This is a genomic window from Clostridium saccharobutylicum DSM 13864 (assembly GCF_000473995.1).
GTDB classification, from domain to species: domain Bacteria; phylum Bacillota; class Clostridia; order Clostridiales; family Clostridiaceae; genus Clostridium; species Clostridium saccharobutylicum.
Genome location: NC_022571.1, coordinates 4,237,136 through 4,263,638 on the forward strand (window position 1 = coordinate 4,237,136; position 26,503 = coordinate 4,263,638).

A 26,503-nucleotide genomic window follows, 5' to 3' on the forward strand; every position below is an offset into this window, starting at 1 on the left:
AGATAAACAATTTAAGAATTAAACTTAGAATTAGAATGTATTTCCATACTAGAAATAAGGGGAATTCTTTTGCGTAGCGTTGCGTTGATAATTTAGTTGTAGGATTTCTTCAGCAGAAGTTGTTCTATTCTCGCTTGTAATTAACTTGTTTAAGGAGCATGCAAGAATGGGACAACTTCTGCTGTCAGAAATCCACAGCTAAATTATCTAGCAACCGAGCTAAAGAATTCCCCTTATTTCGGTTAGTTATTACATAAGTCTAAGTCTTGATTTGGATATCCATAGCTACTTTACCATTCTAAATTATTCTTTATTTTTTGCAAATTCTCTGTATTTTTGTAATACATCTTCATTCTCTTCAAAAAACATATTCAGCATTTTTATATTCTCAACTGTTTTATTACCTATAACATGTTCTATAAGCTCTGTTTCAACAAATACTTCATCGTCACCACCCAAGTTTTCTAAAAAAGTCTCTATTATATTATGCCTCTCCAATAAGTATTTTCCTACAGTAACTCCATTTTCCGTTAATGTAATGACTCCATATTTTTCATATGTTATAAAAGACAATTCTTTAAGTTTTTTCATCATCTTAGATGCTGATGAATCACGTACATGCAACATTTGTGCTACTTTATTCAACCTAACAAATTTTTCTTCGTTACTACATCTATAGATCATTTCTACGTAATCCTCCATAGATGGCGTTAAAAGCTTTCTTGTTGAATTAATATTTTCGTATCCTCTTACAGTATGAAAATCTTTCTTCATATATATCACCACCAATATAATTTAATCCTATTCTCAATTTATTTAGTTAAATTCATAAATATCATATGCTAGTTTTTCTGCATATGTTAGTCTTAAAAAATCATATTGAAAGTTTTATTGCTTGTATTTTAAAGACAATAAAAATTAGAGCAGAGATTTTTCTCTACCCTAACAAAAAATATTCTAAAATAATTAAATGCTTTTCATGTTATTTTCCAAATGCTTTAGCATAATCTGCTTTGAATTTTTCAATTCCTGCATCTGTAAGTGGATGATTTATCATTTGCACTATTACATTATAAGGAATTGTAGCTATATCAGATCCTGCCTTAGCACATTCTAATACATGAATTGGATTTCTAACACTTGCAGAAATAATTTCTGATTCAATGCCATGAATTTGGAATATTTCTGAAATATCTTCAATTAATGAAATTCCAGTGCTTCCGATATCATCTAATCTTCCTAAAAATGGACTTACATAGCTTGCGCCAGCTCTAGCTGCAAGTAATGCTTGAAGTGCTGAAAAAATTAGTGTTACATTTGTTTTAATTCCTTCTTTACTAAGAATACTTACTGCTTTTAATCCTTCTTCACACATAGGAATTTTTATAACCATATTTTTATGAATCTTAGCTATTTCATGAGCTTCCTTAACCATGCCATCACATTCCATTGAAATAACTTCACCACTTATAGGTCCATCAACAATGCTTGTAATTTCTTGAATTACTTCATTAAAATCTCTACCTTCTTTTGCAATAAGTGATGGATTTGTTGTAACTCCACATATAACTCCTAAAGCATTAGCTTTTCTTATTTCTTCTATATTAGCTGTATCTACAAAAATTTTCATTATTAGCACTCCTCTACATACATTTTAATTAAACTCTTAATAAATCTTGAAATGATTTTCCCCTAACCGCTCATCATTAATTACTATCAATTATCTTAACTACATATTTTACATAATCCTAGTAAAATAAATTTATTTTATTTATTACCCCTAAGCATTTCTATGTTTGAAAAGTATTTTTTTTAAAACTTTATTCTAATATTTCTTTAACTTTTTCCACTATAGCTTCACTAGTTAATTTATACTTTTCCATTAACTCATCTGGTGTTCCAGATTCCCCAAATGTATCTTCAATCCCAACCATTTTAACCTTAGTTGGACATTCACTACATACCACTTGTGAAACCATAGCTCCAAGTCCACCTATAATTGAATGTTCTTCCGCAGTTATAATTCCCTTAGTTTCTTTTGCAGCTTTTAAAATTATTTCTCTATCTATTGGTTTTATAGTTGAAATGTTTATAACTCTTGCTTTAATTCCTTGATCTTCTAATATTTTAGAAGCTTCTATAGCTTTTTGAACCATCATCCCTGTAGCAATAATAGCTACATCATTTCCCTCTCTTATTTCAACACCTTTTCCAATTTCAAATTTATAATCTTCATCAAATATATCTTCAGTATTACATCTTCCAAATCTTAAATATACTGGCCCTTCAAATTCCGCTGCTGCTCTTACTGCTGATCTAGCTTCTCTATCATCAGCTGGTACTATTACTGTCATATTAGGAAGTGAACACATAAGTGCTATATCTTCAATTGATTGATGGGAACCACCGTCTTCTCCAACTGTTATTCCTGCATGAGTAGCTGCTATTTTAACATTCATTTTAGGATAGCAAATTGAATTTCTTATAATCTCAAAAGCTCTTCCTGTAGCAAAAACAGCAAATGTACTTGCAAATGGTATACATCCAACATTAGCAAATCCCGCTGCCATTCCCATTAAATTTTGTTCAGCAATACCTGCATTAAAAAATCTATCTTTAAATTCACCTTTAAAACCATTTGTTTTTGTTGATTTTGAAAGGTCAGCATCTAAAACCACTACTTTATCATTTTCACGACCAAGTTCTAATAATGCTATTCCATATGATTCTCTTGTTGCCTTACCCATAAAAAATTCCTCCTATCTTTCAAGCTCACTTAATGCTTTATTTTTCTCTTCTTCATTAGGTGCTTGTCCATGCCATCCTGCATTATTTTCCATGAAGCTAACGCCCTTGCCCTTTACAGTTTTAGCAATAATAACACTTGGCTTTTCCTTAACTTCATCTACTTTTGAAAATGCTTCATGAATACTATCAAAATCATTACCATCTTCACAAACAATTACATTCCAGCCAAAGCTTTCAAACTTTTTATCTAAAGGAGAAATTCCCATTACTTCTTCATTCTTACCATCAATTTGAAGACCATTATTATCAATGATTGCAATTAAGTTATCTAATTTATAATGAGCTGCTGCCATTGAAGCTTCCCAAACTAACCCTTCTTGCAATTCACCATCACCTAAAACCACATACACTTTTGCATTATTACCTTGAGCTCTAAGTCCCAATGCCATTCCAACTGCATTAGATATTCCTTGTCCAAGTGAACCTGTAGAAACATCAACGCCTGGCACATGCTTAGAATCTGGATGTCCTTGAAGAAGTGCTCCAACTTTTCTTAATTTATTTAATTCTTCTTTAGGAAAATAACCTTTTTCAGCCAACACAGAGTAAATTGCTGGAGCTGCATGTCCCTTACTTAAAACAAATCTATCTCTATTAGGATCCTTAGGATTATTAACATCTACATTCATTTTTTCATTATATAGATAAGTTATAATATCACTACAAGATAAAGATCCACCTGGATGCCCTGATTTTGCCTCATAAATCATTTCTACAATATCTTTTTTAACTTCTTTTGATATAGAAATTAATTTTTCTTTGTTCATATCTTCACCAACCAATCGTATTTTTTAGTACCTTAAATACACAAATCAAATTACTTTTATAATGAAATTTTTATTTTAAGATTAACCTAAAGCCACTTTAAACTTTTCATCCATAAAATTTTTTGTGTCAATAATTACATCTTTCCAATCATCATTTCCTGTATACCAAAATTCTGCTGTAAACTTTCTTACTCCAAGTTCCCATGATTTTTTTATTATTTCTTCAAAATTAACATGACCAGTTCCAAAAGTTATTTCTCTAAACTTTCCTGGTACAGTTTCTTTCAAATGTACTGCTGAAATATGTCCTTTTCCTTTACTGAAATCTTCAAGCGGATTTGTCCCATAATTTAATGTAGCATTAGTTACATTTCCACAGTCTGGATAAATCTGAAGGTAAGGAGAATCAACAAGCTTTACAAATTCCATCGCTTTTTCCACTGTATTCATAAACTCTGTTTCCATAGTTTCAAAAGCAAGTATTACTCCCTTACTCGCTGCCATTTCAACAGATTTTATTAAATTTTGCTCAAAATACTTTCTTGTTTGCTCATTTCCTTCTTCATAATAAACATCATAGCCAGCTAACTGAATTATCTTAATTCCTAAGTCATCAGAAAGTTCAATTGCCTTTTTCATTATTTCCATACCTTTATTTCTAGTTTCTTCATTTAAGCTTCCTAATGGATATTTTCTATGTCCACTAAGACACATAGTTCTTATTTCAACACCACATTTAAACATAAGCTCTATAAGTGATTTTCTTTCTTCTTTACTCATGTCTAATCTTGATAACTTTTCATCTGTTTCATCTATACTTATTTCCACCGTATCAAATCCACATTCTCTTGCACAATTTAACTTTTCCTCCCAAGTCAAATTGTTTGGCATTGATTTTTCATATAATCCTAATGTATATTCCTTCATAAAATCACCACCTTCTTAGTTTTGTCCATAATAAGCATTTGGTCCGTGTTTTCTCTTAAAATGCTTTTCTATTAAATCTGTTGGCATAACTTTCGCTGTATGATTTGTTAAAAGTTCTGTGTTTAACGCCATCATTGCTACTTCTTCTAAAACAACTGCATTATGAACAGCTTCCATTGCATCTTTTCCCCATGTAAAAGGTCCATGATTTTTAACTAGAACTGCTGGAACGTATGTTGGATTTAAATCTTTAAATGCATCAACAATAACTCCACCAGTATTGTATTCATAGTTTGATTTTATCTCTTCAGGTGTCATATCTCTTGTACAAGGTATTTCATTATAAAAATAATCTGCTTGAGTTGTACCATATGGTTTTATGCTCTTTCCTGATTGTGCAAATACAGTAGCCCATCTAGAATGTGTGTGTACAACTCCTCCAATTTCCGTAAAATCATTGTATAGTTTTACGTGTGTTGGTGTATCTGATGATGGTTTGTATTTTCCTTCTACTACATTTCCATCTAGATCAACTACAACCATATCCTCTGGCTTCATTATTTCATAATCGACACCTGATGGCTTAATTACAATTAATCCACTTTCTCTATCTATAGCTGAAACATTTCCCCATGTGAAAGTTACTAAATTATATTTTGGTAAAAGCATATTTGCTTCATAAACTTCTTTTTTTAATTCTTCTAACATTACTATTCCTCCTAAACACTCTACATTGAAATGCTCAATTTTATTTATGTTGATAAGGCAAGTTAAAGAAAATAGTCATTTTGAAATGTGTTTTTATTTTTGTATAAGATAAATGGATATAAAAAATTCAACCTATTTAGTATGTAAACACATTAATTAATCATAAGACCAAATAGCCTAATATAATTATTTATTATTCTTTGAGTATGCCTAAATTTAAATAATCTGAATTTTTTTGTTCTCTATAATCATGTGAATTTCAATTAGAATTAAGTTGATTTAAAAAGTCAACTTTGTATTTGTGACAAGATTTTAAGATGTGAATAAATTTCACTTTAAATTTGAAATATTAGGTTTTGTAATTTTAAAATATAATAATCATTTAAGTTTTATTAATTCCTTTTATTTAGAAGCATGGATATCTTTTTAACATCCACACTCCTATTATTAATTTAAATTATGAGCTTATTAAATTTTAGTTTTGTTTATTTTAGGCACATTCAAAAAATAACAAGTTCATGCGCCTTAAAGCATTTTGAGTATATACAAATTACTCTTTTAACACTGTATACACTGCAGCTTCGTTCTTTGTGTGGTTAGCTGAAACAATTAAATCACAATCTTTCAAATTTATAACCGCTACATTAGCTGGACCAACGCCCTTTTCGATAATTGTCTCTTTGCATTTTCCATCAACCCATTGGATATAGAATAATTCAGAATCTACACGTCTTACGCCACCAACAAAGCTTGGTACACCGCAAAGTGTTGTTCCCACTAATGTATGAGCAAAATCAATTTCATATGGATAAGTATAAATTTCAGTATACTTTCCATCGATAAACTTATAAATTTTCATTGAATTTCCATGGAATGGTTCAATAGTCATCAATTCGTCTTGACCATCGTTATCCAAATCACACCAAGCGACTTCACTAATATTACCTTCCATTAATTGATTAACTTGCCATTCTCCATCTTTATTCGGAATAACTTCGAATACTCCTTGATCACAGCCAAAAGTACCACGTGGCTTACCACCTACCATATGACGAATATATCCATGATTTTTAAACAAACCTTTTTTAAGAACTTTAAGATCTATTCCATCTGTTGGTACATCTGGTAATTTACCATAATAGATAGTTCCTGAGTGACTCCAGTCATCTTTAGATGATTTTACATCAGCTATAGTAGCTCCAACAACATAGATTTCTCCATCAACATCCCATACATCAAAACGATGTAAATAAGGTAATTTAATAACAGTTTCAATAACCCATTCACCATCCACTAAATGTCCCCATACTAGACGAGCACTGCTTGGACTTTCTTTTAAATAAAAGTCACGAACAGCTAAAAATTCATTCTTACGATTTGGAATAGGAATGATTGACATACATCCTCCACCATTATCCCAAACTGTGTGACGGTGATTAAAATCTTTGCCACTATATGCATAACAAGGATGTCCTTTTTCTTCAGAAGCTACTAGCAAGTTTAACTCACCATCTATCTCAATTGAACTCGCTGCATATGCACGATACATTTCATCTAAATGCTTTTTTATAATTTTCATATTACATTCACCTCAACTTACGCTAACCTATTTTAGTTAATATGTTCTCAAACATTCTTTAGTTAAGGTACATTCAAATAAATAACAAGTTCATTTGACAGCCTATTTTTCGTAGTAAATTGGACTTGTTATTTATCTTCATGTGCCTTATATGGAATTGATTTATCAATTCCATATAAACCTTAGAATCAACCCATTACCCTTTTATACAACTTCCTAATCTTATCACTATACTGTAGTAATTTTTAGCTATTAAACAAACTACTTTTTATTAACTACATGCTCTACTATCTTTTCTTCTATTTCTTTTTCTGATAAAACATTTTTTAATCCTATAACTATAGTTCCAGAATCTTCTGCTCTTTTAAAGTTTGATTTTAAAACTTCTGAACAAAATACCACATCAAAGTTTGATGCCTGACTTTTTGCTTCTCCTACACTATTGTGTTGAATTGTTACATCAATACCTAGTTTTTTAAATACCTTATTTATTTTCATTTTTATTATTTGACTTGAACCCATTCCACTTCCACATGCTGCTATTACTCTTAACATTCTAAATCCCCCTTAATTTTTACATTATATTTTTATTTGTATTTTGATTACTATTAATATTTTTGCCTTTTTTATATTTTTTATGATGCTTCTTCAATTTCATTAAGATAGTCATCATAATCTTCTGCTATTTTAAAATAACCTTTTCTATTCTTCATATATTGAATTTGTGGTATTGCAAGTAATGCTACAACTGCAATTCCAAAGCCTACATATTGGAAGTTCTTCATTAGTACTCCAATTACTGGCCATACCGTATCAAAGTCAAAGTTTCCATGCCATCCACCAAATTGTGCTAGTTGGAAATAATGTGCTGCAAATGCTCCACCTAATACTTGAATAATTCCTGATACAAAAGGAATTATCATAGCTGCTTTTAATCCACCTTTTTTGTTTGCATATACTGCAAATGTCGCATTATCAAAGAATACTGGTACGAAACCTGTAATTATTAATACTGGACTATGGAATACTACCAATCCTATAATTGATATGAATTGTCCTAATGCTCCAAATAAGAATCCAATTGTTACTGCATTAGCATGACCAAAACCATAAGTTGCTGCACAATCTACAGCTGGCATTGATCCTGGTAAAAGTTTATTTGAAATACCTTGGAATGATTCTGTAAGTTCTGAAACGAACATCTTAACACCAAGTTGTAATATACTTAAGTAAACTGCAAAGTTTAATGACTTTTCCATTATATAGAATAAGAAGTTTCTATCTGCTGCAAAACCTGTTTTATCTATTTGATGTAATAAATCTGGTCCTAATATTCCCATGATAATTCCGAAGAAGAACATCATTAGAATTCCAGTTGCAACTACATTATCATTAAATATTGATAAGAATCCAGGTAATTTAAGGTGCTCTATTGATTTTTCCTTATTACCAATCTTTCCTGCAATCTTGTCTGTAAGCCAAATACCAAACATTTGTTGATGGGCTACTGCAAATCCACCACCTTCTGTTAATTCTTGAGTAGCTTCAACTGTAAGATTTGATGATACTGCCCAATAAGCTCCAAGTAATAATCCAAGCATTATTACGGCTTGAGTGTCTATTATGTTTGGAAAACAGAATAATACCATCCATAAAGCTGTTGAAGATTGTTGAACCATTATGTGACCTGTAATAAACACGGTTCTTACTTTTGTTTGTTTTCTAAACAATACTAATACTATGTTAAAAATAAATGCTATTAGCAGAACTATCATCATAAGTGAAAAAGATCTACCTACATTTTCTATTGCCGATTGCGCTGCTGTTTGACCAAAATAAGGATCAATAACTGCAGCCGTTAAATTAAAACGATCTTTCAATCCGGCTAGTATTGGACGGAAGTTACTTACAAGTCCTCCAGCTGCTACATTCAAAATTAAATAACCAACTGTTGCTTTTATAAATCCTGCTATAGCTTCATAAATTGGACGTTGTAATAATAAATAACCTATAAGTACTATAAAGCCTATAAAAAATGCTGGGTTTGTCAAAATATTTACCTGGAAAAACTTCCACATGCTCATTAATATTTCCATTTCAATTCCCCCTATATTATTTTAATAAAATTATTCTTACGTAATCACTTTCATATAGTTTTCTCTTTTGGTATTTGATAAAGATTCATTTTTTTATACTACTTTTGTTTTAAATTTCAAGTATTGCTTTTAAATCTTCTACAGAATTTGCTTCAATTAATTTTTCTACTGTAGATTCATCTTCTATTAAACCAACTAGCTTAGATAAGTTTTCTAAATGCACATTATTATCTGTTGATGCTAATACAAAGAATAATCTTGCATCTTGATCTGGATCATCACTAAAATGAACTGGATTTTTACTTCTCATAAAGCATACTGCTGTTTCATTAACTCCTACTACACCTTCTTGGGCATGAGGAATGCAAATATCAGGAGCTATAACTATATATGGTCCATATTTTTTTACATTAGCTATTATCGCATCAACATAATCGTGATCTATTGCTCCGTCTTCAATTAAAGGTTTACACGAAGCCTCAACTGCTTCTTCCCAATTATTAAATCCTTCATGAAATGAATATCTCTTTTTCTCAATTAATTCTTGTAACATTCCGTTTCCCCCTTTTTAGCTGAGGATTAGGCTACTCCTAACCCTCATATTATTTTTATAAGAATGATTTATATGGTATGTTTATTTCAGTTGAGAAGCAATCCTCAAATCCTCTTGGATAATGGTACTCTCTTCTTGTACTATCTTGTGGGAATGTGAATTTTCCTCCAACTTGCCATATAAATGGATTAAATGTATACTGTAGCCTGTCCTTTCTCATATCGAACAGTTCTAATATTTCTTTAGTATCAGCTTGGAAGTTTGACCAGATATCATGATGGAATGGAATAACTACTTTTGTCTTTAAACTTTCTGCCATTCTTAAAATATCTACTGATGTCATCTTATCTGTAATACCTCTTGGATTTTCTCCGTATGATCCTAATGCCACATCAATCTTGTAGTCATTTCCATGCTTTGCATAATAATTTGAATAATGTGAATCTCCACTATGATAAATGTTTCCACCTGGAGTTTTGATTAAGTAATTAACTGCCTTTATATCCATATCAATTGGCATTGTTCCTCTTATGTCTCCTGTTGGTGGTTCTGTAATTAATGCTGTTCTATCAAATGATTCTAATGCAACTAGTTCTATATCTTTAATTTTTACTGTATCTCCTGGTTTAACGACTATACATCTTTCTTTTGGAACTCCCCAGCCAGTCCATTTATCCACACAAGCTTGTGGTCCAATGAAAGGAACGCTCGAATCACAATTTTGCATAACTGCCGCCGCAACGTTTACATCGATATGATCATTGTGATCATGTGTTGAAATTACTGCATCAATTTCTTTAATTCCAAATGGATCTAATACGAAAGGTGCTACTCTTAAATTCGGTTGAAGTTTCTTTCCTCCACACATTCTAGCCATTTGATGTTGTGGTTTAATGTAAGGATTTGCTCTTGTATTCTTTCCACTTCCACACCAGAAATCTATACATAGATTTGTGCCTCCTTCTGATTTAACCCATATACCAGTACATCCTAACCACCACATTGAGAAAGTTCCTGGCTTTACATTTTCCTCTGCTATTTCCTCGTTTAACCAAGTTCCCCATTCTGGAAAAGTATTAAGTATCCATGATTCTCTTGTAATATCTTGTACGTTTGACATTTAAATCTCCCCTTACATTATCATAATTTTTTATTTATATTTTATTCTTTACAATTTTTGTTGCTTTTGAACATTGTGTCTGTTTGTTTGAATGTTCTGTTTGTTTATGTGTTAATAATACATCAAAAATTCAAAAAAGACAAGTACTTTTTGAACTTTTTTTAAATTTCATTATTTTATATGTTTATTTGATTATTTAAGTTGAACTTTTTGCACATTTGTATTATACTACTGATAACAAATTATTTTAAATAATAATGTATATATGTTGAAAATTAAAATCTATATAAATTCTAATTAATTTGGTACATTAAAACTAAGTCAATTATATCAATCACATTACAACATATATATTAGTTTGATTATTTATATTTTGATTTAAACAAACTACTAAATTTAGGCACATGAAAATAAATAACAAGTCCAAAGTTGCTATGAATATTTTTTATCAGGCAATGAGTAAAATTGCCTTCATAGAGGACTATTATAGCAATCTACCGAAGAATGATGACAGAAAATATGATGTTGAATGTACTTGTTATTTATTTGCTTGTGCCTTAAATAAGGCACATGAAATAAAATAACAAGTCCAAATATGGTATAAATATTAGTTAAAGGTGGAGGTAAATATGAAAAAAACACAAAGCATCGTATCAAAAAGAAGAGAGAAAATATTAGATTACCTTAGAACAAATGAATCAATTAATACTAATGAATTAGCAGAAAGGCTACATATTTCTCCTCTTACTTTAAGAAGAGATTTACAAGCTTTAGATGAAGAAGGTATAATCGTAAGATATTATGGTGGCGCAAAACTAGCTGACTCTGTAAACGATGACATAATTGATAATAACGACATTGAAAACAATGATTTTAAATTAAAACGTATAAAAAAAAGACAAAGCATTGCAAAATATGCAGCAACTTTGATAAACGATGGTGATACTATATTTATAAATTCTAGTTCTACAGCACTGTTAATATTACAATATTTAGATGATAAAAGAGTCAATGTTATTACCAATAATGGCAAAGCGTTGCATGCAACTATAGGCCCTAATATTGAATTAGTATTAACTGGAGGTCAAGTTTACGAAAGAAAACAATCTTTAGTTGGTGAATTTGCAACTTACATTCTTTCTAAAGTAACAGCTGACAAATGTTTTTTAGGTGTTAGCGGAATTGCTTCTGATTCTGGAATAAGTACTACAGTGCTTCAAGAAACATTAATTAACCATGAAATGATCAATCGTTGTAGTGGACCAATATATATTTTAGCTGATAGTTCAAAAGTTGGTAAACGAAATAACTTTTCTAGTGGAGATATAAATGAAATCTCTTGTCTTATTACAGATTGCGATATTGATCAAAACAGTATTCAAGGTTTTGAAGATAAAGGGGTAACTGTAATTCCAATAGACTATAAATAAAAACATGATATATTAAATACTTTGAAGAAATAATTATAACTTATCATTTTTTCTTTCATGTGCCTAAAAAGCTATTTTGAATATTATATTTCAAAATAGCTTTTTAAACTTATATTTCAACAATTACAGGTAATATCATAGGTTTTTTCTTCATTTTCATATAAACGAAATTATCTACTTCTCTTCTTATAGTATTTTTTATCTCTGCCCATTGAGTTATGTTCCTTTCCAAACAGCCTTCAACACATTTAAGAACTATTCCTCTTATTTCCCTAATTAATTCCTCTGAATCTCTCATATATACAAATCCCCTTGAGATTATATCAGGCCCGCCTAATACAATTTTACTTCTCCTATCTATAGTAACAACTACTGTTATCATTCCATGTTCAGCTAAATTCTTTCTATCTCGTAATACCATATTTCCAACATCACCAATTCCCATTCCATCTATAAGAATTCTTCCTGATGGAGCTTTGCCAATTATTTCACCTTTGTTTTTTGATAATTCAAATATATCACCAGTATCTAAAATGAATATATTTGACTTATCTACACCCATAGTTTGTGCTATTTTAGCATGTGCTATCAAATGCCTATATTCACCATGCAATGGTATGAAAAACTTTGGTTTTAATAATGCTTGCATTAATTTAAGTTCTTCCTCACAAGCATGACCTGAAACATGTATATCCTCTATAGCTTTGTATATTACATTTGCACCTTTTTGAGTTAAATCATTTATCACATTTGATACAGCTTTCTCATTACCAGGTATTGGAGATGCTGAAATAATAACCATATCCCCTTTTTGTATTTGTATTTTTCTATGAGTTGATGATGCTATTCGAGTAAGCGCCGCCATAGATTCACCTTGACTTCCAGTAGTTATAATTGTAATTCTATTATTCTCATAATTTTGAATTTCATCTAAACTTATTATCATACCTTCTGGTATAAACAGATATCCTAAATCAATAGCCACTCGAGAAATATTTTCCATACTCCTTCCACTAAAGGCTATTTTCCTATTATTTTTTCTAGCACAATCACTAATTTGCTGTAGTCTATGTACATTAGACGCAAATGTAGACACTATAATTCTTCCAGTTGCCTTTTCAAAAAGATTTTCTAATGTTTCACCTACAGTCTTCTCTGACATAGTGTAACCTTTATGAAGTGCATTAGTACTATCAGCCATTAAAAGTAATACACCCTTTTTACCAAGCTGTGCATATCGTTGTAAATCGAGTACTTGTTCATCAATTGGTGTAAAATCAACCTTAAAATCTCCACTATGTACAATAGTACCTATAGGTGTATATAATGCAATAGAACAACTATCTGGTATGCTATGATTTGTTCTTATAAACTCAATTTTAAAATTTTCAAATTTTATGAGTTCTCCTACTTCAACTACATGTAATGTACAATCTCTTAACATTTTATGCTCTTCTAATTTACCTTCAATTAAACCAATAGTTAACTTTGCTCCATATATTGGTACATTAATTTGTTTTAATACATAAGGCAAACCACCTATATGGTCTTCATGCCCATGTGTTATAAAAAAGCCTTTTACCTTATCTTTATTATTTATTAAATATGTTACATCAGGAATGACAATATCAATCCCATAAAGGTCTTCATCAGGAAATGCTAATCCGCAATCTATGACTATTATCTCATCTTTATACTCAAATGCAGTCATATTTTTTCCTATTTCCCCTAATCCACCTAGTGGAATTATTTTTAATACGTTTCTTTTTTTGGGGAAATTTGGTTTATGTTTTAATTTACCATTTACTTTGTTTTTATTAAAATATGCTGACTCAAGAGTATCATTTTTTTTATATTTAACATCATTATTAGCTTGTTTTTCATTAGCAATAGTTGTATTTAAATCTTTATCTTCATAATCCAAAATATTATCTTTATTATTCAAATCATCACCCCTAAATATTATATTTAAATAAATATCTGCGCTATCATTTATTTAAGCTGTTACTTTAATTTTGACCAAATTCCTTAAATATATGAGTCAAATTTATATATTATTTAAATTAACTTTAAATTTATTTGTCTAGAATTCTTAAAATTAATAACTAATTTTTAAATACTACAAATATAAAACAAGTACCTATATAAATTGGGAATTATATAGATACTTGTTTTTTTAATTATAGTATTATTAGATGTTCTTTTTCATCCTGATTTTTATATTTCTGTTTTCCACAATCCATGAATATTACAATATTCATAAACAGTTCCATGCCCTTTATCGGCAAAAACAGCTTCTGGTTTTTCTCCTGGTGATAATGAAATTCTTTCGATAATTTTATCTGTAACCACTGCAATCCATTCTATATAGTGTTCATCAGTCATTGGATGCTCTACAGAACCTATTTTCACATGTATTTTACCATCTTTTCGTTCTACAACCGGAACATGCTTTTCTTGTGCACCATCTGATGTATTTGGTTCAAGCTTTGTCATTTCCTTTCCACAACAAACTAACTTTCCGCCACCATTTTTAATAAGTTCTACAATATTTCCACATGTTTCACAACGATAGAATGTTACCATGTTATCAACCACCTTTCACCATAATATATATATTATATATTTCTTTCTTATATAATATTCACTAATATATGCGTTTATTGTCCTATTATCTAGATTCAAATATTAATTAAATATTGTGTAAGATATTTAAAGACAAAAATATTTCGAGTTAATAACATCTAAAAATTCAATAAGTCCTTATATATCTATATCAATTACCTATCAAATAATCCCCCACCATTTCCAACTTTAACTCCCTTTGAAGCTTCTCTTCCCATAACTTTTGATGCTCTTCCTGTAACTTTGTTAACTTTTCTATTGTTTTTAGAATTATTTCCTCTTTGCTTTTTTTCTTCTATTAGTTTTTTCATCATTTCTATATTTTTATTATTCATATTTCCTCCATTTGTAACGCGCATAAGGCACGTGAAAATAAATAACAATTACGTTATTCTTTGTATTTGTATACTACTATTATACATGAAAAACTAAACTCATTTTAAGATAATCATATAGAATATTTAATTGTAAACATTAATAAATAGTTGATATAATATTAAACAATGATAAATCCTATATACTTAGGCATATTTTTAAAAATGCCTTAAGTTAAATATACTTGTTCAAAATTTAGTATAATTAAATGTGAGGTGATTAAATTGATATTTTCTAACCTTGAAATAAATAAAGATGAAGCTATTTATCTACAAATAGAAAAACATATTCTTGATGGAATAAACAAAGGTGAATTAAAGAAAAATAGTAAACTTCCGTCAACAAGGGAAGTAAGTAAACTTCTAAATATTAGTAGGAATTCTGTTATTTCTGCATATGAAGAATTAGAAAGTAAAGGAATAATAACTACTAAAAGAGGTATTGGTACATTTGTTTCTATTGAAGGAGAAACTGAAAGTTATGAATATACTGTAGATTTTACATCAAAACTTAATGAATATGCATATACACTTAGAAAACTTGATATTATTAAAAGTGAATTACCTTATAAAAAAGGAATGATTTCTTTTAAATCTATTTCTCCGGAAAGTGACCTTTTTAATCTTGATGATTTTAAGAGGTCTCTTTTAGACGCTTGGAACTTTGAGGAATCAAATCTATTAAATTATGGATATGCCAAAGGTTATAAACCTTTGATTGATTACTTTTTTGATTATATGAAAGATAAACGTGTAAAGGTAAATAATAAAGATATTTTAATAACAAATGGTTTTACCGAAGCCTTTGATATAATTATAGGTTCCCTGACTAAACCTGGAGATGTTATTTTATGCGAAAAACCAACTCATAATACAGCTTTAAAAATTATGAAATCCTATGGACTAAAGATTATTCAAATAGATATGGATAAAGAAGGCTTAAACTTAGAGCAGCTTAATAAAAACTTACGAGATTGTGTACCTAAGTTTGGATATTTAATACCATCCTATAATAATCCAACAGGGATAGTAACTAAAACTGAACGAAGAAAAGAAATTTACAAGCTCTTTAGGAAATATTCCGTTCCAATAATAGAAGATGGCTTTAATGAAGAATTACTATACTCCAGCTCTCCTATTGAGCCAATAGCATCCCTATGTGGTGATGGTAATGGGGTCATTTATATTGGAAGTCTTTCAAAAATACTATTTCCAGGTCTTAGAATTGGATGGATTTTTGCTGACGAAAAACTTATAGATATATTAGAAAGTGTAAAAAGAGGCAAAACTATTCACTCATCATTTTTAGATCAAAGTGCCTTTTATTATTATTTAAAGAGTGGAGCTTTTAATAGGTATGTAAAAAATGTAAGAAAATATTACAGAGATAAATATAATCTGGTAATGAATATGATTAATAAATATATACCATATGAATATGTAACAGGTGAAGGTGGCTTACATATATTTATTAAGCTTAAAAATAATATAAACTCAAGAAAACTTTTAGATTTATGTTACAATGATGGAGTTATATTTATGCCTGGAGATATTTTTTACGAAGATCAAAACCATGGATTAGACACATTTAGAATTGGATTTGGAAGAGTTAGTGACGAAGATATAGTAAAAGGTATAAAAATAATTGGTGACAATTTAAAATTATTAGGCACTTAAAAGGCTAATGAATCAAAGAGACACCGTATATTTGTGGACTGAGCCTTATCGAAGTCACATTAAAAAAATAATAAATTGAATTTTTATGGAACCACAACCAATATAATTTAAATACTTAGTGGTCCTTTTATTCTTTCCAATCATTTATTAAAATGTATATGTTATAATAAATATTCCAACTTTAAACTCTAGCTAAAATAGAGTTTTATTTAAAATATAATACATTCAAATAAATAATATTGTGAGGCGTAATTATGGAGAAAATACTTAGACCTGTATGGGCTGAAATAGATTTAGATGCAATAGCTTTTAATATGAAGAATATAAAAAAATTAGCACAAGATAAAGAAGTAATAGCCGTTGTCAAAGCTGATTGCTATGGACATGGTGCTGTAGATGTAGCCCCTATACTTATTGAAAACGGAGCTTCAAGACTTGCAGTAGCCGTTTTATCTGAAGGCATTGAACTCAGGAAAAGTAGAGTCACAGAACCTATTATGATTCTTGGATATACTCCTTCAGATTTTGGTGAAGAATTAATAAATTATGATATAGAACAAACTGTTTATGACTTAGAATATGCAAAAGAATTATCTAAAATAGCATTATCACTTAATAAAAAAGCAAAGATTCATATTGCATTAGATACTGGAATGGGCAGAATTGGCTTTATTCCTAGTCAAGAATCTTTAGATGCTGTAACCGAGATATGTGGCTTAGGCGGATTAGATGTAATTGGAATTTTCACTCACTTCTCAACTTCTGATGAACAAAATAAAGATTATACTTATGAACAATTTAAGAAATATACTGACTTTGTTACTAATCTTTCAAAACGTGGAATTCAAGTACCTTTAAAACATGTTTCAAATAGTGGCGCTATTATTGACCTGAAAGAAACTTATTTAGATTCAGTTAGGGCTGGAATTATACTTTATGGATATTATCCTTCTAATGATATTAATAAAGAAAATTTATCATTAAAACCAGCATTAACTTTAAAAACTCGTATTGCTCATATCAAGGAAATGGATGAAAATATGTATATAAGTTATGGAAGAACTTTCAAAACAGAAAGAAAAAGCATAATTGCCACAATTCCAATAGGTTATGCTGATGGATATTCTAGACTGCTAGCCCCTAATGCAAAAGTAATTATAAATGGTAAATTTGCAAAAGTAGTAGGCAGAATCTGCATGGATCAATGTATGATTGATGTAACAGATATTGAGGATGTTAAAATCAATGATGAAGTCATTATTCTTGGTGAAGATGGAAATTTAAAAATGAATGCGGATGATTTAGCAGAAATAATGGGAACTATTAATTATGAAATTCTTTGTATGCTAAAAGAAAGAATTCCTAGAGTTTACATCAAAAATAACGAAATAGTAAAAGTAAGAAATTACATTGGTTAGAATTTAGAGTTATGATGTGATTAACCGAAATTAGGAATATGTTTTGTTTCGGTTTCTAAGGAATTTTTATGGGTGATTCTAAGAGCATAAATTGCATCCAGAGTGCTAGCCTCAAAGCAAGCTATGAACTAGCACATTTGGAACAACTTATACTCTAAGAATCACAACCATAAAAATTCCTTAGAAACACTTCACAAAACATATTCCTAATTTCTAATTTTATCTATATATTCAACACATAAATATATATACTAGTATGCCTACATATAAAGAATATTATCAAAAAAGTTTTACATTCACTAAATTCTTATAATTGATATTCTATCCATTTATTTTATCTTTCTTTAATATAGCCACAAAAAATCAATAATAACATTTATCTATAAGTATTCATTAAGTTGAGAATATTAATTAGTCATATTATTCTTATGGATAAACCAATAACAAAGCAGACTTATGAAATATATTCAAAACTAGAAAGTGGGTGTACTCTTTTGCGTAGCATTGCATTTAGAATAAGGCTATAGGCATTTCTTCAGTAAAAGTTGTTCCATTTTTGCTTGTCCTCAGTTTTATCTGAGGAGCACGCAGGAATGGAACAACTTTTACTGTTAGAAATCCATAGTCCTATTCTATAGCAATCGAGCAAAAGAATACAGCTTCTTTCGGTAAGCTATCATTTAATTCTAAAGTCAAAGTTGTTTATCTATTTTCTGCCATAAAAAATAATGTAACAGCTCCTGGTCCTGTATGAGTTCCAATGGCAGCTCCAATAGGCGCAATGAAGAATGACTCAATGCCTAGTCTTTCTTTTATTTTATTAGCAACAAATTCAGCATCTTTACTTGCATCTGCATGTCCTATAAATACAATATCATTTTTATATTTAGAGTTTTTAATAAGTTTCTCCATGTTATCAACCAGTGTAATAAGTGATTTTTTGCGACCTCTTACCTTAGAAACTGCTTTTAAACATCCTTCATTATCAACATTAAGTATTGGTTTTACTCCAATCATTGTTCCAAGAATTGCAGTACTTTTAGATATACGGCCACCTCTATACAAATGATTAAGATCATCTACTGTAAAATAATGACATACATTAAGCTTATTCTCTTCTATCCATTTAGATATTTCGTCTATACTTTTTCCACTTTTTTTTAATTCCAAAGCTTTATACACTAAAAGACCTTCACCTAGAGACGCACATAGAGAATCTATAACTACAATCTTATTATTTTTATATTCATCTTGTAATTGATCAGCAGCAATTCTACTACTATTATAACTTCCACTAAGTGCTGACGAAAATGAAATGTGTAGTATATCATATCCTTCTTCTAAGTATTGCTCAAATTTTATTTTTGCTTGCTCTGGATTAACTTGTGATGTCTTAAGCATAATTCCTTGACGCATATTGTCATAAAATTCCTTAATATTTAAAGAGCCATCTTCCAAGTATTCTCCTTCTCCAATTTGAACATGAATAGACAATAATCCAACATTATTTTTTTCTAAATATTCTAATGGTAAATCTGAAGTTGAATCTGTAGTTATTATAAATTTATTCAATTTAACACCTCATAACTATTTTTTAATATAGTCTATTGTAAATCTTGCATTTATTGCATACCTAATTATAATATATATTTCATAAGTCTATGAATTAGGTACCATCAAAAAAATAGCATGTCCAAAGTTGCTATTGATATTTTTAATCATGCAAAGAAACAAATTGCCTTAATAGCTCACCTATTAGGGCAATTTGTCTATGATTTGATGTGAATCGATTAAGCAGACATCTCAAAAGTTAGAATGGAAATTTTATATTTCGCTCTTCTAACCTTCCCTGTGGACATCTATAATTTGATGATGATCCCTTACTCTGTGAGTACTCAGTGATCTTATACGAGTCTAGCTTCTTCTGATAACATTCTAGCAAAATGGACTTGTTATTTTTTAGAATGTGCCTTAATAAACTCTTACAAATACAACCTTCAAATAATTTCCTTCTGGGAATTTATTTGTTACCGCAAAGTCTTCTGGAAGATTATGTTCTTCTAATATTTCATAATTTTTATTACATTCTTTAAATGCCTGATCTATAAATCTCTTAAACTTATCCATATTAAATGTAGCACAATTTGTAGATGATACAATTACCCCTTCATCTTCAGTTATAGCTATAGCAGATTTAACTAAATCCTTATAATCTTTTGCAGCACTAAATCTGTTATCTTTAGATGTTGCAAAGCTTGGTGGATCAAGTATAACTACATCAAATTTCAAATTTTCTTCTTTGGCATGTTTAAAATAAAGAAAAATATCTTCAACTACTATATCATGTTCCTCAGGATTAATACCATTTATTCTAAAATTCTCAGTCGTCTTTTCTAAGCTTCTACTTGCTAAATCCACACTTGTAGTAATAGCTCCACCTTTTGCAGCTGCCATGGAAAATGCTCCTGTATACGAGAAAGTATTTAGAACTCTCTTTCCCCTAGAATATTTCTGTCTAATAGATTTTCTAACTTCTTTTTGATCTAAAAATACTCCAACCATTGCACCATCATTAAGATATATTGCAAAATTAACTCCATTTTCTTTAACTACAAGGGGTTCTGGTGCTTTCCTTCCAATCAAATAACTATCCTCATCTACAACCATACCATTTTCTTCAAATCTCTTTTTTTCATAGATTCCATCAAAAGATACCAATGACTTTATAGCTTTAATTATATGCTCTTTAAAAACATAAACACCTTTGCTATACCAAGTTATTAGATAATATTCATCAAAGTAGTCAATGGTTATACCTCCAATTCCATCTCCTTCTCCATTAAATACTCTAAATGCAGTAGTATCTTTTGAATGATAAAGCTTCATTCTTTTAGAAAATGCATTTCTTAATTTATCATAAAAAAACTTATATTCTATATTACTATTCTTACTATTACTTAAAATCCAGCCACAGCCTTTATTTTGTTTTCCATAATACCCTTTTCCTAAAAAAGTTTTATCTTTATCTACAAGAGTTATTAGTTGCCCTTCATCCTTTAAAACCTTACTATTCTCCAAGGCTTCTTCAAGAATTAAAGGGTATCCTTTCTTGTATCTATTTACAAATTCTTTTTTTACTGTAAGTGTTACTTCTTTCATTATGTACCTTCCTAAACCTAAATTTATAGATTAGATATATAAAAGAAAATAACAAGGACACATGCTATTCTTTATCATACTATATCCTCAAAAGTAAGCGTCAGACACATAAAAAATATCAAATCCAAAATGCCATGATTATTTTTCATCAAGTAAGAAAGCAGATTGATCTCATATTTTACCTATTAGAGCAATCCGCTGATGCAGTACGATGAAAAACAGGCTTGCCAGATGAACTTATTATTTTTTGAATGTGCCTTATATACTTGTTTTATCATCTTCTTAATATACCTGTATTTTTAACAATTATATCATACATTTTTATTTCTAATCATAAATAGCATCAAATATATCAATAAAATTATTTTTTAGTAATTATCTACTGAAAATACATAGTTCTTAATTTATCTGCTATATCATGCTCAATGCTAGATACTTGTTTTATTCCATATCCTAATAATAATGGTGATGTTGTAAACCTAGGTGTTATCTTACATATTATTCTTTGTTTCCAATGATAGAAGAATATATTAAAACTATCACACTTTACAAAATAATTATTTAATACATAGTGAACAACTTTTCTTATATTATATGAAAGTTCATTTAATGCATATAAGTCATCATTTATAATAATATTAAATTCAGTAAACCCATTAATTGGCTTATTCGATAAGTTTACCAAACAGTTTTCGCTTTTATAAATCTCTATTCCTTCAAAATATTCATCTTTTACGTTTAATTTATAATCAATATTTTTGAGTCCTACAATTTGCATATGGGGATGTTTTAAACTTCCTCCAGAATGAGGACCATGATTTTTATAAAATATAACTGATTTATAGGTATTATCTTCCTCAAGCTTTAACCAATGTTTAACCCCAAATCGTATTAATTTATCCATATATTCTACATCATATTCTCCCATATCAGTATCGCAAGTATAGGTTTCTATAAGGACTAATTGATAAGTATCCTCTAAAGTAGGGTACTTATTTTTTAATAATATAAATGGACCACTTTTATCAATAATGTTTACAAGCTTTTCTCTATTACAAAATGGACATTCTTTTACATTTATTTTTCTAAAATCATTAGGCTTATCTCTATTAATATGATTTAGGAATACCAGGTATTTTTCTTGCTCCATCCATATTCACCTAAAACCTTTCATCTAAATTTATTTTTTGATTAAAACATGAGCACACTTTGAAGGAACAGTAATATTATTACCTGCTATAGAATAAATTTCATCTACACCAGCTTTTTCCTTATTAACAAGTACACTCCATCCACAGTCTTTTAAATCAACAAATGCTTCCTCATCATTTGGATTAAATATTACTACTATAGTATTACATAAATTTTTTCCACTATTATCTTCTATTTTATATGCTACCACATTTTCTTTATAATAACTTTCACCTTTTTCTAAAAATATCAAATTCTTTTTTATTTCTTCACAAGAATTCATTCTAAAAGCTTTATATTTTTTTCTAAGCTTAATCAAACCTCTATAATAATTAACTATATCTTTATACTCGAATGCTCTCTTCCATTCTAGATTATTTATTCTATCTGGTGAATTATAACTATCATGATTAAAGCTACCATCATCATTTTTCTTAGTTCTTAAGAATTCTTCTCCTGCTTGAAAGAATGGTATTCCCTGAGAAGTCAAAATAATTGCAGCTGCTAGCTTATTCATACTTTTACGTTTTTCTACAGAAGAATCTTTATTTGACATCGCCAATTTATCCCAAAGAGTATAATTATCATGTGCCGATATATAGTTTATACATTGATAAGGTTCATTTGCCCAAGACCAATGAGAATAGATTACCCTATCATAATTTATATCCTTTTGTCCTGTTGCTCCTACTATGCAGAATTTAATTGTCTCTTCAAGACCTGTTCTCCCATTAACATATCCACGCTCATTGATGTTAAATACATGTCCCTTAACAGCATCTCTAGTATCATCACTAAATGCTGCAATCTGCATTTTATCAAACTTAACAACATTTTGTTTTGTTGCTGCATATTCTCCACTAAGTGGTGTTCCACCACCAGTCCATCCTTCTCCATACATAAGTATAGAAGGATCTATTTCATCTAACTTTGTTCTAATCTGTTTCATAGTTTCAATGTCATGAAGTCCCATTAAATCAAATCTGAATCCGTCTATATGATATTCTTTTGCCCAATAAATAACCGAATCAACAATAAGTTTTCTTACCATATATCTCTCTGATGCTAATTCATTTCCACATCCAGATCCATTTGAAAAATATCCATTTGAATCCTGGCGATAATAATATCCCGGAACTGATAAATTAAGATTAGAATCATAAGTTTTATAAGTATGATTATAAACCATATCCATTACAATTCTTATCCCAGATTTATGAAGACACTTAACCATCTCTTTAAATTCTTTAATTCGCTTTTCTCCACTATAAGGATCTGTTGAATACGAACCTTCTGGAGCAAAATAATTTTTAGGATCATATCCCCAATTATATTGGGGTAAATTCAATTTAGTTTCATCAACAGTCTCATAATCAAAACTTGGAAGTAAATGCACATGTGTGATTCCAAGATCCCTTAGATAATCAATTCCTGTCTTTGTATATTTTCCTTGTACTGTGGTTCCATGTTCACAAAAAGCAAGAAACTTGCCCTTTACATCAGGCTTTATGCCTGATTCTTCATTTATTGAAAAATCCCTTACATGCACTTCATATATTACAGATCCCGCAGCACTACTCAATTCTGGCTTTTCATCTTTATCAAAGTCTATAGGATCAGTAGCCCTGAGATCTATTACCATACCTCTATTTCCATTAACCCCTAATGCCTTAGCATAAGGATCTACTACTTCTCTTTCACTTCCGCTATTAGTGACTAAATAATTATAAAATTCTCCATTTAAATCTTCCTTAACTTCTATGCTCCAAGTACCTTGCTCTCCTCTGTTCATATCTAAAATTCTTTCAGGAGCATTAGTATAACTTCTTCCATCTTTTCCGTATAAGGCTAATCGTGCATTATTTGCATTTGGTGCCCATAATATGAACTTAGTGCTTTCTTTAGAATATTGCATTCCCAGTTTGCCGCTATAATTATTATAATCATTACCTAATAAATTCATTATATTACTACCCCTTTGTTAGTTTTATTAAACATTTTTAATTTAGGCACATAAAACAGGAATAACAGGTCCAATTTGCTGCGGATATTTTTTATCAGACAAGGAGATGAATTGCTATCATAGCGAGCCTATTACGGCAATTTGCTCATTAGCAGATAAGTGAAAGTCCAAATTTATGATTTGGTTTCTTGAACTTAGTTAAATCATTTATGAGTTAACCTCAATTCCAAATGGATTTTGTGTGACTCGCTTACTCAGTGAGCGTATGCGAGTCGAGCTTCCTCTGATGAAAAATAGGCAAGCAAATGAACTTGTTTTTTTGAATGTGCCTTATTTAAGTTTTTTTATTATCTTAGCTGAGAATGATGGTACTGTTATACTTATTCTTCCACCATTAATTATAGTTTTATTGTCATCTAGTAAATCTATTCCTTGATTAAAAGGTAGTTCAAACTCTAAATTACTATTTTTATCAGATAAATTCAAAAGTATATAAACTTTATCCTGTTTGTACATTCTAGAAAATACAAGTTGTTCATTTTTGACTAAAACCTGCTCATAACTTCCATATTTTAAAGTTTCACTTTCCATTCTGATATTACCCAACTTCTTAATTAACTTAAACAATTTTTCATTTGCTGAATCTATTTTTCCAAGGTCTAATTCTGGCCTTAAAGGTAAATCTGTTCCATTTCCTTTAACCGCCTTAATACCATATTCACTACCATAATAAATGCTTGGTACTCCTGGCATTGTATACAATAATGTATAAACATTATATATATATTCTGGCAATTTTAACGTACTTGCCAATCTATTAACATCATGATTATCTACAAAATTATAAAGATATAGATTCTTATAAATTCCACCATTACCGAATAATCTATTTAATGAGTATGCTATTTCAAAATAATTTTTATCATTATGGCTTGAATAAATGCCTTTATAACATTCATAATTTGTAGTAGAATCTAACATCTCTGTATTTGCCCATCTTGTATAATCACCATGAATTACTTCACCCATTAACCAAAATTCTTTCTTTTTACTATCTACATATTTTCTTAAAATCTTAAAGAATTCAAAATCTATACTATCTGCTGCATCTAATCGTAACCCATCTATATCAAATTCATCTATCCAACTTCCTACTGCATTTAATAAATGATCTAAAACCTCTTGATTTCTTAAATTAAGTTTTACTAAATCATAGCAGCCATTCCAGCTTTGATAATTAAAATCATCTCCCATTGGACTTCTACTACCAAAATTTAATCCTGAAAACCAATCGCAATATTTAGAACTTCTACCTCTTTGTTGTACATCCTTAAATGCCCAAAATTCTCTTCCCACATGATTGAACACTCCATCTAATATTATTCTTATATTATTTTCATGAAGTTTTTCACATAGTTTCTTAAAATCTTCATTAGTTCCAAGTCTCTCATCAATCTTATAATAATCTTTAGTATCATATCCATGATTGCTTGATTCAAAAATTGGTGTAAAATAAATGGTATTTACACTCATTTCTTTTAAGTGTGGTATCCACTTTTCAATTTTAGTTAATCTATTCTTCTTTTCATACACTTTGCCTGGCTCTAAAACCCCACAAAACCCAAGTGTATAAAATTCATATATTACACTATCTCTGATCCATAAATTCATAACATCATCTCCCTTTCTTAAGAAAATTAACAGCCTAAATATGCGACGCCCATTTGCATCAAGCATGAACTAAGCGAAAATCAGTCTATTATCTTCTTTATTGTGCTTTATATACCATATAAATTTCATAAAATGTTTTATGAAATTACTTAAACTAATATATAATAAATCAAATTGATAAATTAATATTTGGGGATGTTCTTTATTTATCTTAATACTAATTTATGCAGTAGTAATGGTATTGATTATTATTTAATTAATATTGTACATGATTTTATTATATACACCATTTTTTTCTATATATTTAAAGTATTGTGCACTTCATAATTTTATTAACATCTAAATTATATTTTTCCCAATATTAACATATTAATAACATTTTATGAAAATTAATACATAAACATATTACAATTATATATAACTTTTAGTTCATTTAA

At 29.4% G+C, this 26,503-nt stretch carries 22 protein-coding genes; 3 read left to right on the plus strand and 19 right to left on the minus strand.

Annotation, left to right across the window (positions count from 1 at the left end):
• Positions 1–303: 303 nt before the first annotated feature.
• The 11 genes from CLSA_RS18440 to ulaG all read right to left on the minus strand — a co-directional run bounded on the left by CLSA_RS18440 (position 304) and on the right by ulaG (position 10,558).
• Positions 304–774 carry a metal-dependent transcriptional regulator gene (locus CLSA_RS18440; protein ID WP_022748829.1) on the minus strand — a complete coding sequence of 157 codons (471 nt, stop codon included), beginning with the start codon at positions 772–774 and terminating at the stop codon, positions 304–306.
• A gap of 208 nt (positions 775–982) precedes the next feature.
• The gene (fsa, locus tag CLSA_RS18445; RefSeq protein ID WP_022748830.1) at positions 983–1,630 is read right to left on the minus strand and encodes a fructose-6-phosphate aldolase; all 648 of its coding nucleotides are present in this window, start codon (positions 1,628–1,630) and stop codon (positions 983–985) included.
• A 190-nt stretch (positions 1,631–1,820) separates the two neighbouring features.
• Positions 1,821–2,747: a transketolase family protein gene (locus tag CLSA_RS18450; RefSeq protein ID WP_022748833.1), complete on the minus strand. Its 927-nt coding sequence runs from the start codon at positions 2,745–2,747 to the stop codon at positions 1,821–1,823.
• Between the two features lie 12 nt (positions 2,748–2,759).
• Positions 2,760–3,575 (minus strand): transketolase, encoded by an 816-nt coding sequence (locus tag CLSA_RS18455; protein WP_022748836.1) that lies wholly within the window; start codon positions 3,573–3,575, stop codon positions 2,760–2,762.
• An 81-nt stretch (positions 3,576–3,656) separates the two neighbouring features.
• Positions 3,657–4,502, minus strand: coding sequence for an L-ribulose-5-phosphate 3-epimerase (locus tag CLSA_RS18460; RefSeq protein WP_022748840.1), 846 nt, complete (start codon positions 4,500–4,502; stop codon positions 3,657–3,659).
• A gap of 15 nt (positions 4,503–4,517) precedes the next feature.
• A complete protein-coding gene (locus tag CLSA_RS18465) occupies positions 4,518–5,210 on the minus strand; it encodes an L-ribulose-5-phosphate 4-epimerase (RefSeq protein ID WP_022748843.1) in 693 nt (230 codons plus the stop codon).
• A 550-nt stretch (positions 5,211–5,760) separates the two neighbouring features.
• Positions 5,761–6,789: a hypothetical protein gene (locus CLSA_RS18470; RefSeq protein ID WP_022748846.1), complete on the minus strand. Its 1,029-nt coding sequence runs from the start codon at positions 6,787–6,789 to the stop codon at positions 5,761–5,763.
• 261 nt (positions 6,790–7,050) lie between these two features.
• Entirely contained in the window at positions 7,051–7,344 is a 294-nt protein-coding gene (locus CLSA_RS18475; protein WP_022748849.1) for a PTS sugar transporter subunit IIB, read from the minus strand.
• Between the two features lie 80 nt (positions 7,345–7,424).
• On the minus strand, positions 7,425–8,885 hold the full coding sequence (locus CLSA_RS18480) for a PTS ascorbate transporter subunit IIC (RefSeq protein ID WP_022748853.1): 1,461 nt from the start codon (positions 8,883–8,885) through the stop codon (positions 7,425–7,427).
• 109 nt (positions 8,886–8,994) lie between these two features.
• Positions 8,995–9,438 (minus strand): PTS sugar transporter subunit IIA, encoded by a 444-nt coding sequence (locus CLSA_RS18485; RefSeq protein ID WP_022748857.1) that lies wholly within the window; start codon positions 9,436–9,438, stop codon positions 8,995–8,997.
• A gap of 55 nt (positions 9,439–9,493) precedes the next feature.
• Entirely contained in the window at positions 9,494–10,558 is a 1,065-nt protein-coding gene (gene ulaG, locus CLSA_RS18490; RefSeq protein WP_022748862.1) for an L-ascorbate 6-phosphate lactonase, read from the minus strand.
• 629 nt (positions 10,559–11,187) lie between these two features.
• Here ulaG and CLSA_RS18495 point away from each other — a divergent pair.
• Complete coding sequence (locus CLSA_RS18495; protein ID WP_022748871.1) at positions 11,188–11,988, plus strand: DeoR/GlpR family DNA-binding transcription regulator; 801 nt, start codon at positions 11,188–11,190, stop codon at positions 11,986–11,988.
• A 109-nt stretch (positions 11,989–12,097) separates the two neighbouring features.
• Here CLSA_RS18495 and CLSA_RS18500 read toward each other — a convergent pair whose 3' ends face one another.
• The 3 genes from CLSA_RS18500 to CLSA_RS18510 all read right to left on the minus strand — a co-directional run bounded on the left by CLSA_RS18500 (position 12,098) and on the right by CLSA_RS18510 (position 14,948).
• The gene (locus CLSA_RS18500; protein ID WP_041716815.1) at positions 12,098–13,738 is read right to left on the minus strand and encodes a ribonuclease J; all 1,641 of its coding nucleotides are present in this window, start codon (positions 13,736–13,738) and stop codon (positions 12,098–12,100) included.
• A 467-nt stretch (positions 13,739–14,205) separates the two neighbouring features.
• The gene (locus CLSA_RS18505; RefSeq protein WP_022748878.1) at positions 14,206–14,574 is read right to left on the minus strand and encodes a desulfoferrodoxin; all 369 of its coding nucleotides are present in this window, start codon (positions 14,572–14,574) and stop codon (positions 14,206–14,208) included.
• A gap of 194 nt (positions 14,575–14,768) precedes the next feature.
• Positions 14,769–14,948 (minus strand): hypothetical protein, encoded by a 180-nt coding sequence (locus CLSA_RS18510; RefSeq protein WP_041716359.1) that lies wholly within the window; start codon positions 14,946–14,948, stop codon positions 14,769–14,771.
• Between the two features lie 264 nt (positions 14,949–15,212).
• Between CLSA_RS18510 and CLSA_RS18515 the strand changes: the two genes are divergently transcribed.
• Entirely contained in the window at positions 15,213–16,664 is a 1,452-nt protein-coding gene (locus CLSA_RS18515; RefSeq protein ID WP_022748885.1) for an aminotransferase-like domain-containing protein, read from the plus strand.
• A 254-nt stretch (positions 16,665–16,918) separates the two neighbouring features.
• Positions 16,919–18,082 (plus strand): alanine racemase, encoded by a 1,164-nt coding sequence (gene alr, locus CLSA_RS18520; protein ID WP_022748888.1) that lies wholly within the window; start codon positions 16,919–16,921, stop codon positions 18,080–18,082.
• 702 nt (positions 18,083–18,784) lie between these two features.
• Here alr and CLSA_RS18525 read toward each other — a convergent pair.
• The 5 genes from CLSA_RS18525 to CLSA_RS18545 form a co-directional block, all read right to left on the minus strand.
• A complete protein-coding gene (locus CLSA_RS18525) occupies positions 18,785–19,654 on the minus strand; it encodes a DegV family protein (protein WP_022748892.1) in 870 nt (289 codons plus the stop codon).
• 399 nt (positions 19,655–20,053) lie between these two features.
• Entirely contained in the window at positions 20,054–21,241 is a 1,188-nt protein-coding gene (locus tag CLSA_RS18530) for a class I SAM-dependent rRNA methyltransferase (protein ID WP_022748896.1), read from the minus strand.
• Positions 21,242–21,620: 379 nt separating this feature from the next.
• Positions 21,621–22,391 carry a DUF4931 domain-containing protein gene (locus CLSA_RS18535; RefSeq protein ID WP_022748900.1) on the minus strand — a complete coding sequence of 257 codons (771 nt, stop codon included), beginning with the start codon at positions 22,389–22,391 and terminating at the stop codon, positions 21,621–21,623.
• Positions 22,392–22,421: 30 nt separating this feature from the next.
• Positions 22,422–24,395, minus strand: coding sequence for a type I pullulanase (gene pulA, locus CLSA_RS18540; protein ID WP_022748904.1), 1,974 nt, complete (start codon positions 24,393–24,395; stop codon positions 22,422–22,424).
• Positions 24,396–24,725: 330 nt separating this feature from the next.
• On the minus strand, positions 24,726–26,066 hold the full coding sequence (locus CLSA_RS18545) for an alpha-amylase family glycosyl hydrolase (protein ID WP_041716360.1): 1,341 nt from the start codon (positions 26,064–26,066) through the stop codon (positions 24,726–24,728).
• Between the last annotated feature and the right edge of the window lie 437 nt (positions 26,067–26,503).

Bases quoted from the DNA above. Each gene is read 5' to 3' on its own strand.
- CLSA_RS18440 (WP_022748829.1), bottom strand. From the start codon at position 774: ATGAAGAAAGATTTTCATACTGTAAGAGGATACGAAAATATTAATTCA.
- fsa (WP_022748830.1), bottom strand. From the start codon at position 1,630: ATGAAAATTTTTGTAGATACAGCTAATATAGAAGAAATAAGAAAAGCT.
- CLSA_RS18450 (WP_022748833.1), bottom strand. From the start codon at position 2,747: ATGGGTAAGGCAACAAGAGAATCATATGGAATAGCATTATTAGAACTT.
- CLSA_RS18455 (WP_022748836.1), bottom strand. From the start codon at position 3,575: ATGAACAAAGAAAAATTAATTTCTATATCAAAAGAAGTTAAAAAAGAT.
- CLSA_RS18460 (WP_022748840.1), bottom strand. From the start codon at position 4,502: ATGAAGGAATATACATTAGGATTATATGAAAAATCAATGCCAAACAAT.
- CLSA_RS18465 (WP_022748843.1), bottom strand. From the start codon at position 5,210: ATGTTAGAAGAATTAAAAAAAGAAGTTTATGAAGCAAATATGCTTTTA.
- CLSA_RS18470 (WP_022748846.1), bottom strand. From the start codon at position 6,789: ATGAAAATTATAAAAAAGCATTTAGATGAAATGTATCGTGCATATGCA.
- CLSA_RS18475 (WP_022748849.1), bottom strand. From the start codon at position 7,344: ATGTTAAGAGTAATAGCAGCATGTGGAAGTGGAATGGGTTCAAGTCAA.
- CLSA_RS18480 (WP_022748853.1), bottom strand. From the start codon at position 8,885: ATGGAAATATTAATGAGCATGTGGAAGTTTTTCCAGGTAAATATTTTG.
- CLSA_RS18485 (WP_022748857.1), bottom strand. From the start codon at position 9,438: ATGTTACAAGAATTAATTGAGAAAAAGAGATATTCATTTCATGAAGGA.
- ulaG (WP_022748862.1), bottom strand. From the start codon at position 10,558: ATGTCAAACGTACAAGATATTACAAGAGAATCATGGATACTTAATACT.
- CLSA_RS18495 (WP_022748871.1), top strand. From the start codon at position 11,188: ATGAAAAAAACACAAAGCATCGTATCAAAAAGAAGAGAGAAAATATTA.
- CLSA_RS18505 (WP_022748878.1), bottom strand. From the start codon at position 14,574: ATGGTAACATTCTATCGTTGTGAAACATGTGGAAATATTGTAGAACTT.
- CLSA_RS18510 (WP_041716359.1), bottom strand. From the start codon at position 14,948: ATGAATAATAAAAATATAGAAATGATGAAAAAACTAATAGAAGAAAAA.
- alr (WP_022748888.1), top strand. From the start codon at position 16,919: ATGGAGAAAATACTTAGACCTGTATGGGCTGAAATAGATTTAGATGCA.
- CLSA_RS18530 (WP_022748896.1), bottom strand. From the start codon at position 21,241: ATGAAAGAAGTAACACTTACAGTAAAAAAAGAATTTGTAAATAGATAC.
- CLSA_RS18535 (WP_022748900.1), bottom strand. From the start codon at position 22,391: ATGGAGCAAGAAAAATACCTGGTATTCCTAAATCATATTAATAGAGAT.
- pulA (WP_022748904.1), bottom strand. From the start codon at position 24,395: ATGAATTTATTAGGTAATGATTATAATAATTATAGCGGCAAACTGGGA.
- CLSA_RS18545 (WP_041716360.1), bottom strand. From the start codon at position 26,066: ATGAATTTATGGATCAGAGATAGTGTAATATATGAATTTTATACACTT.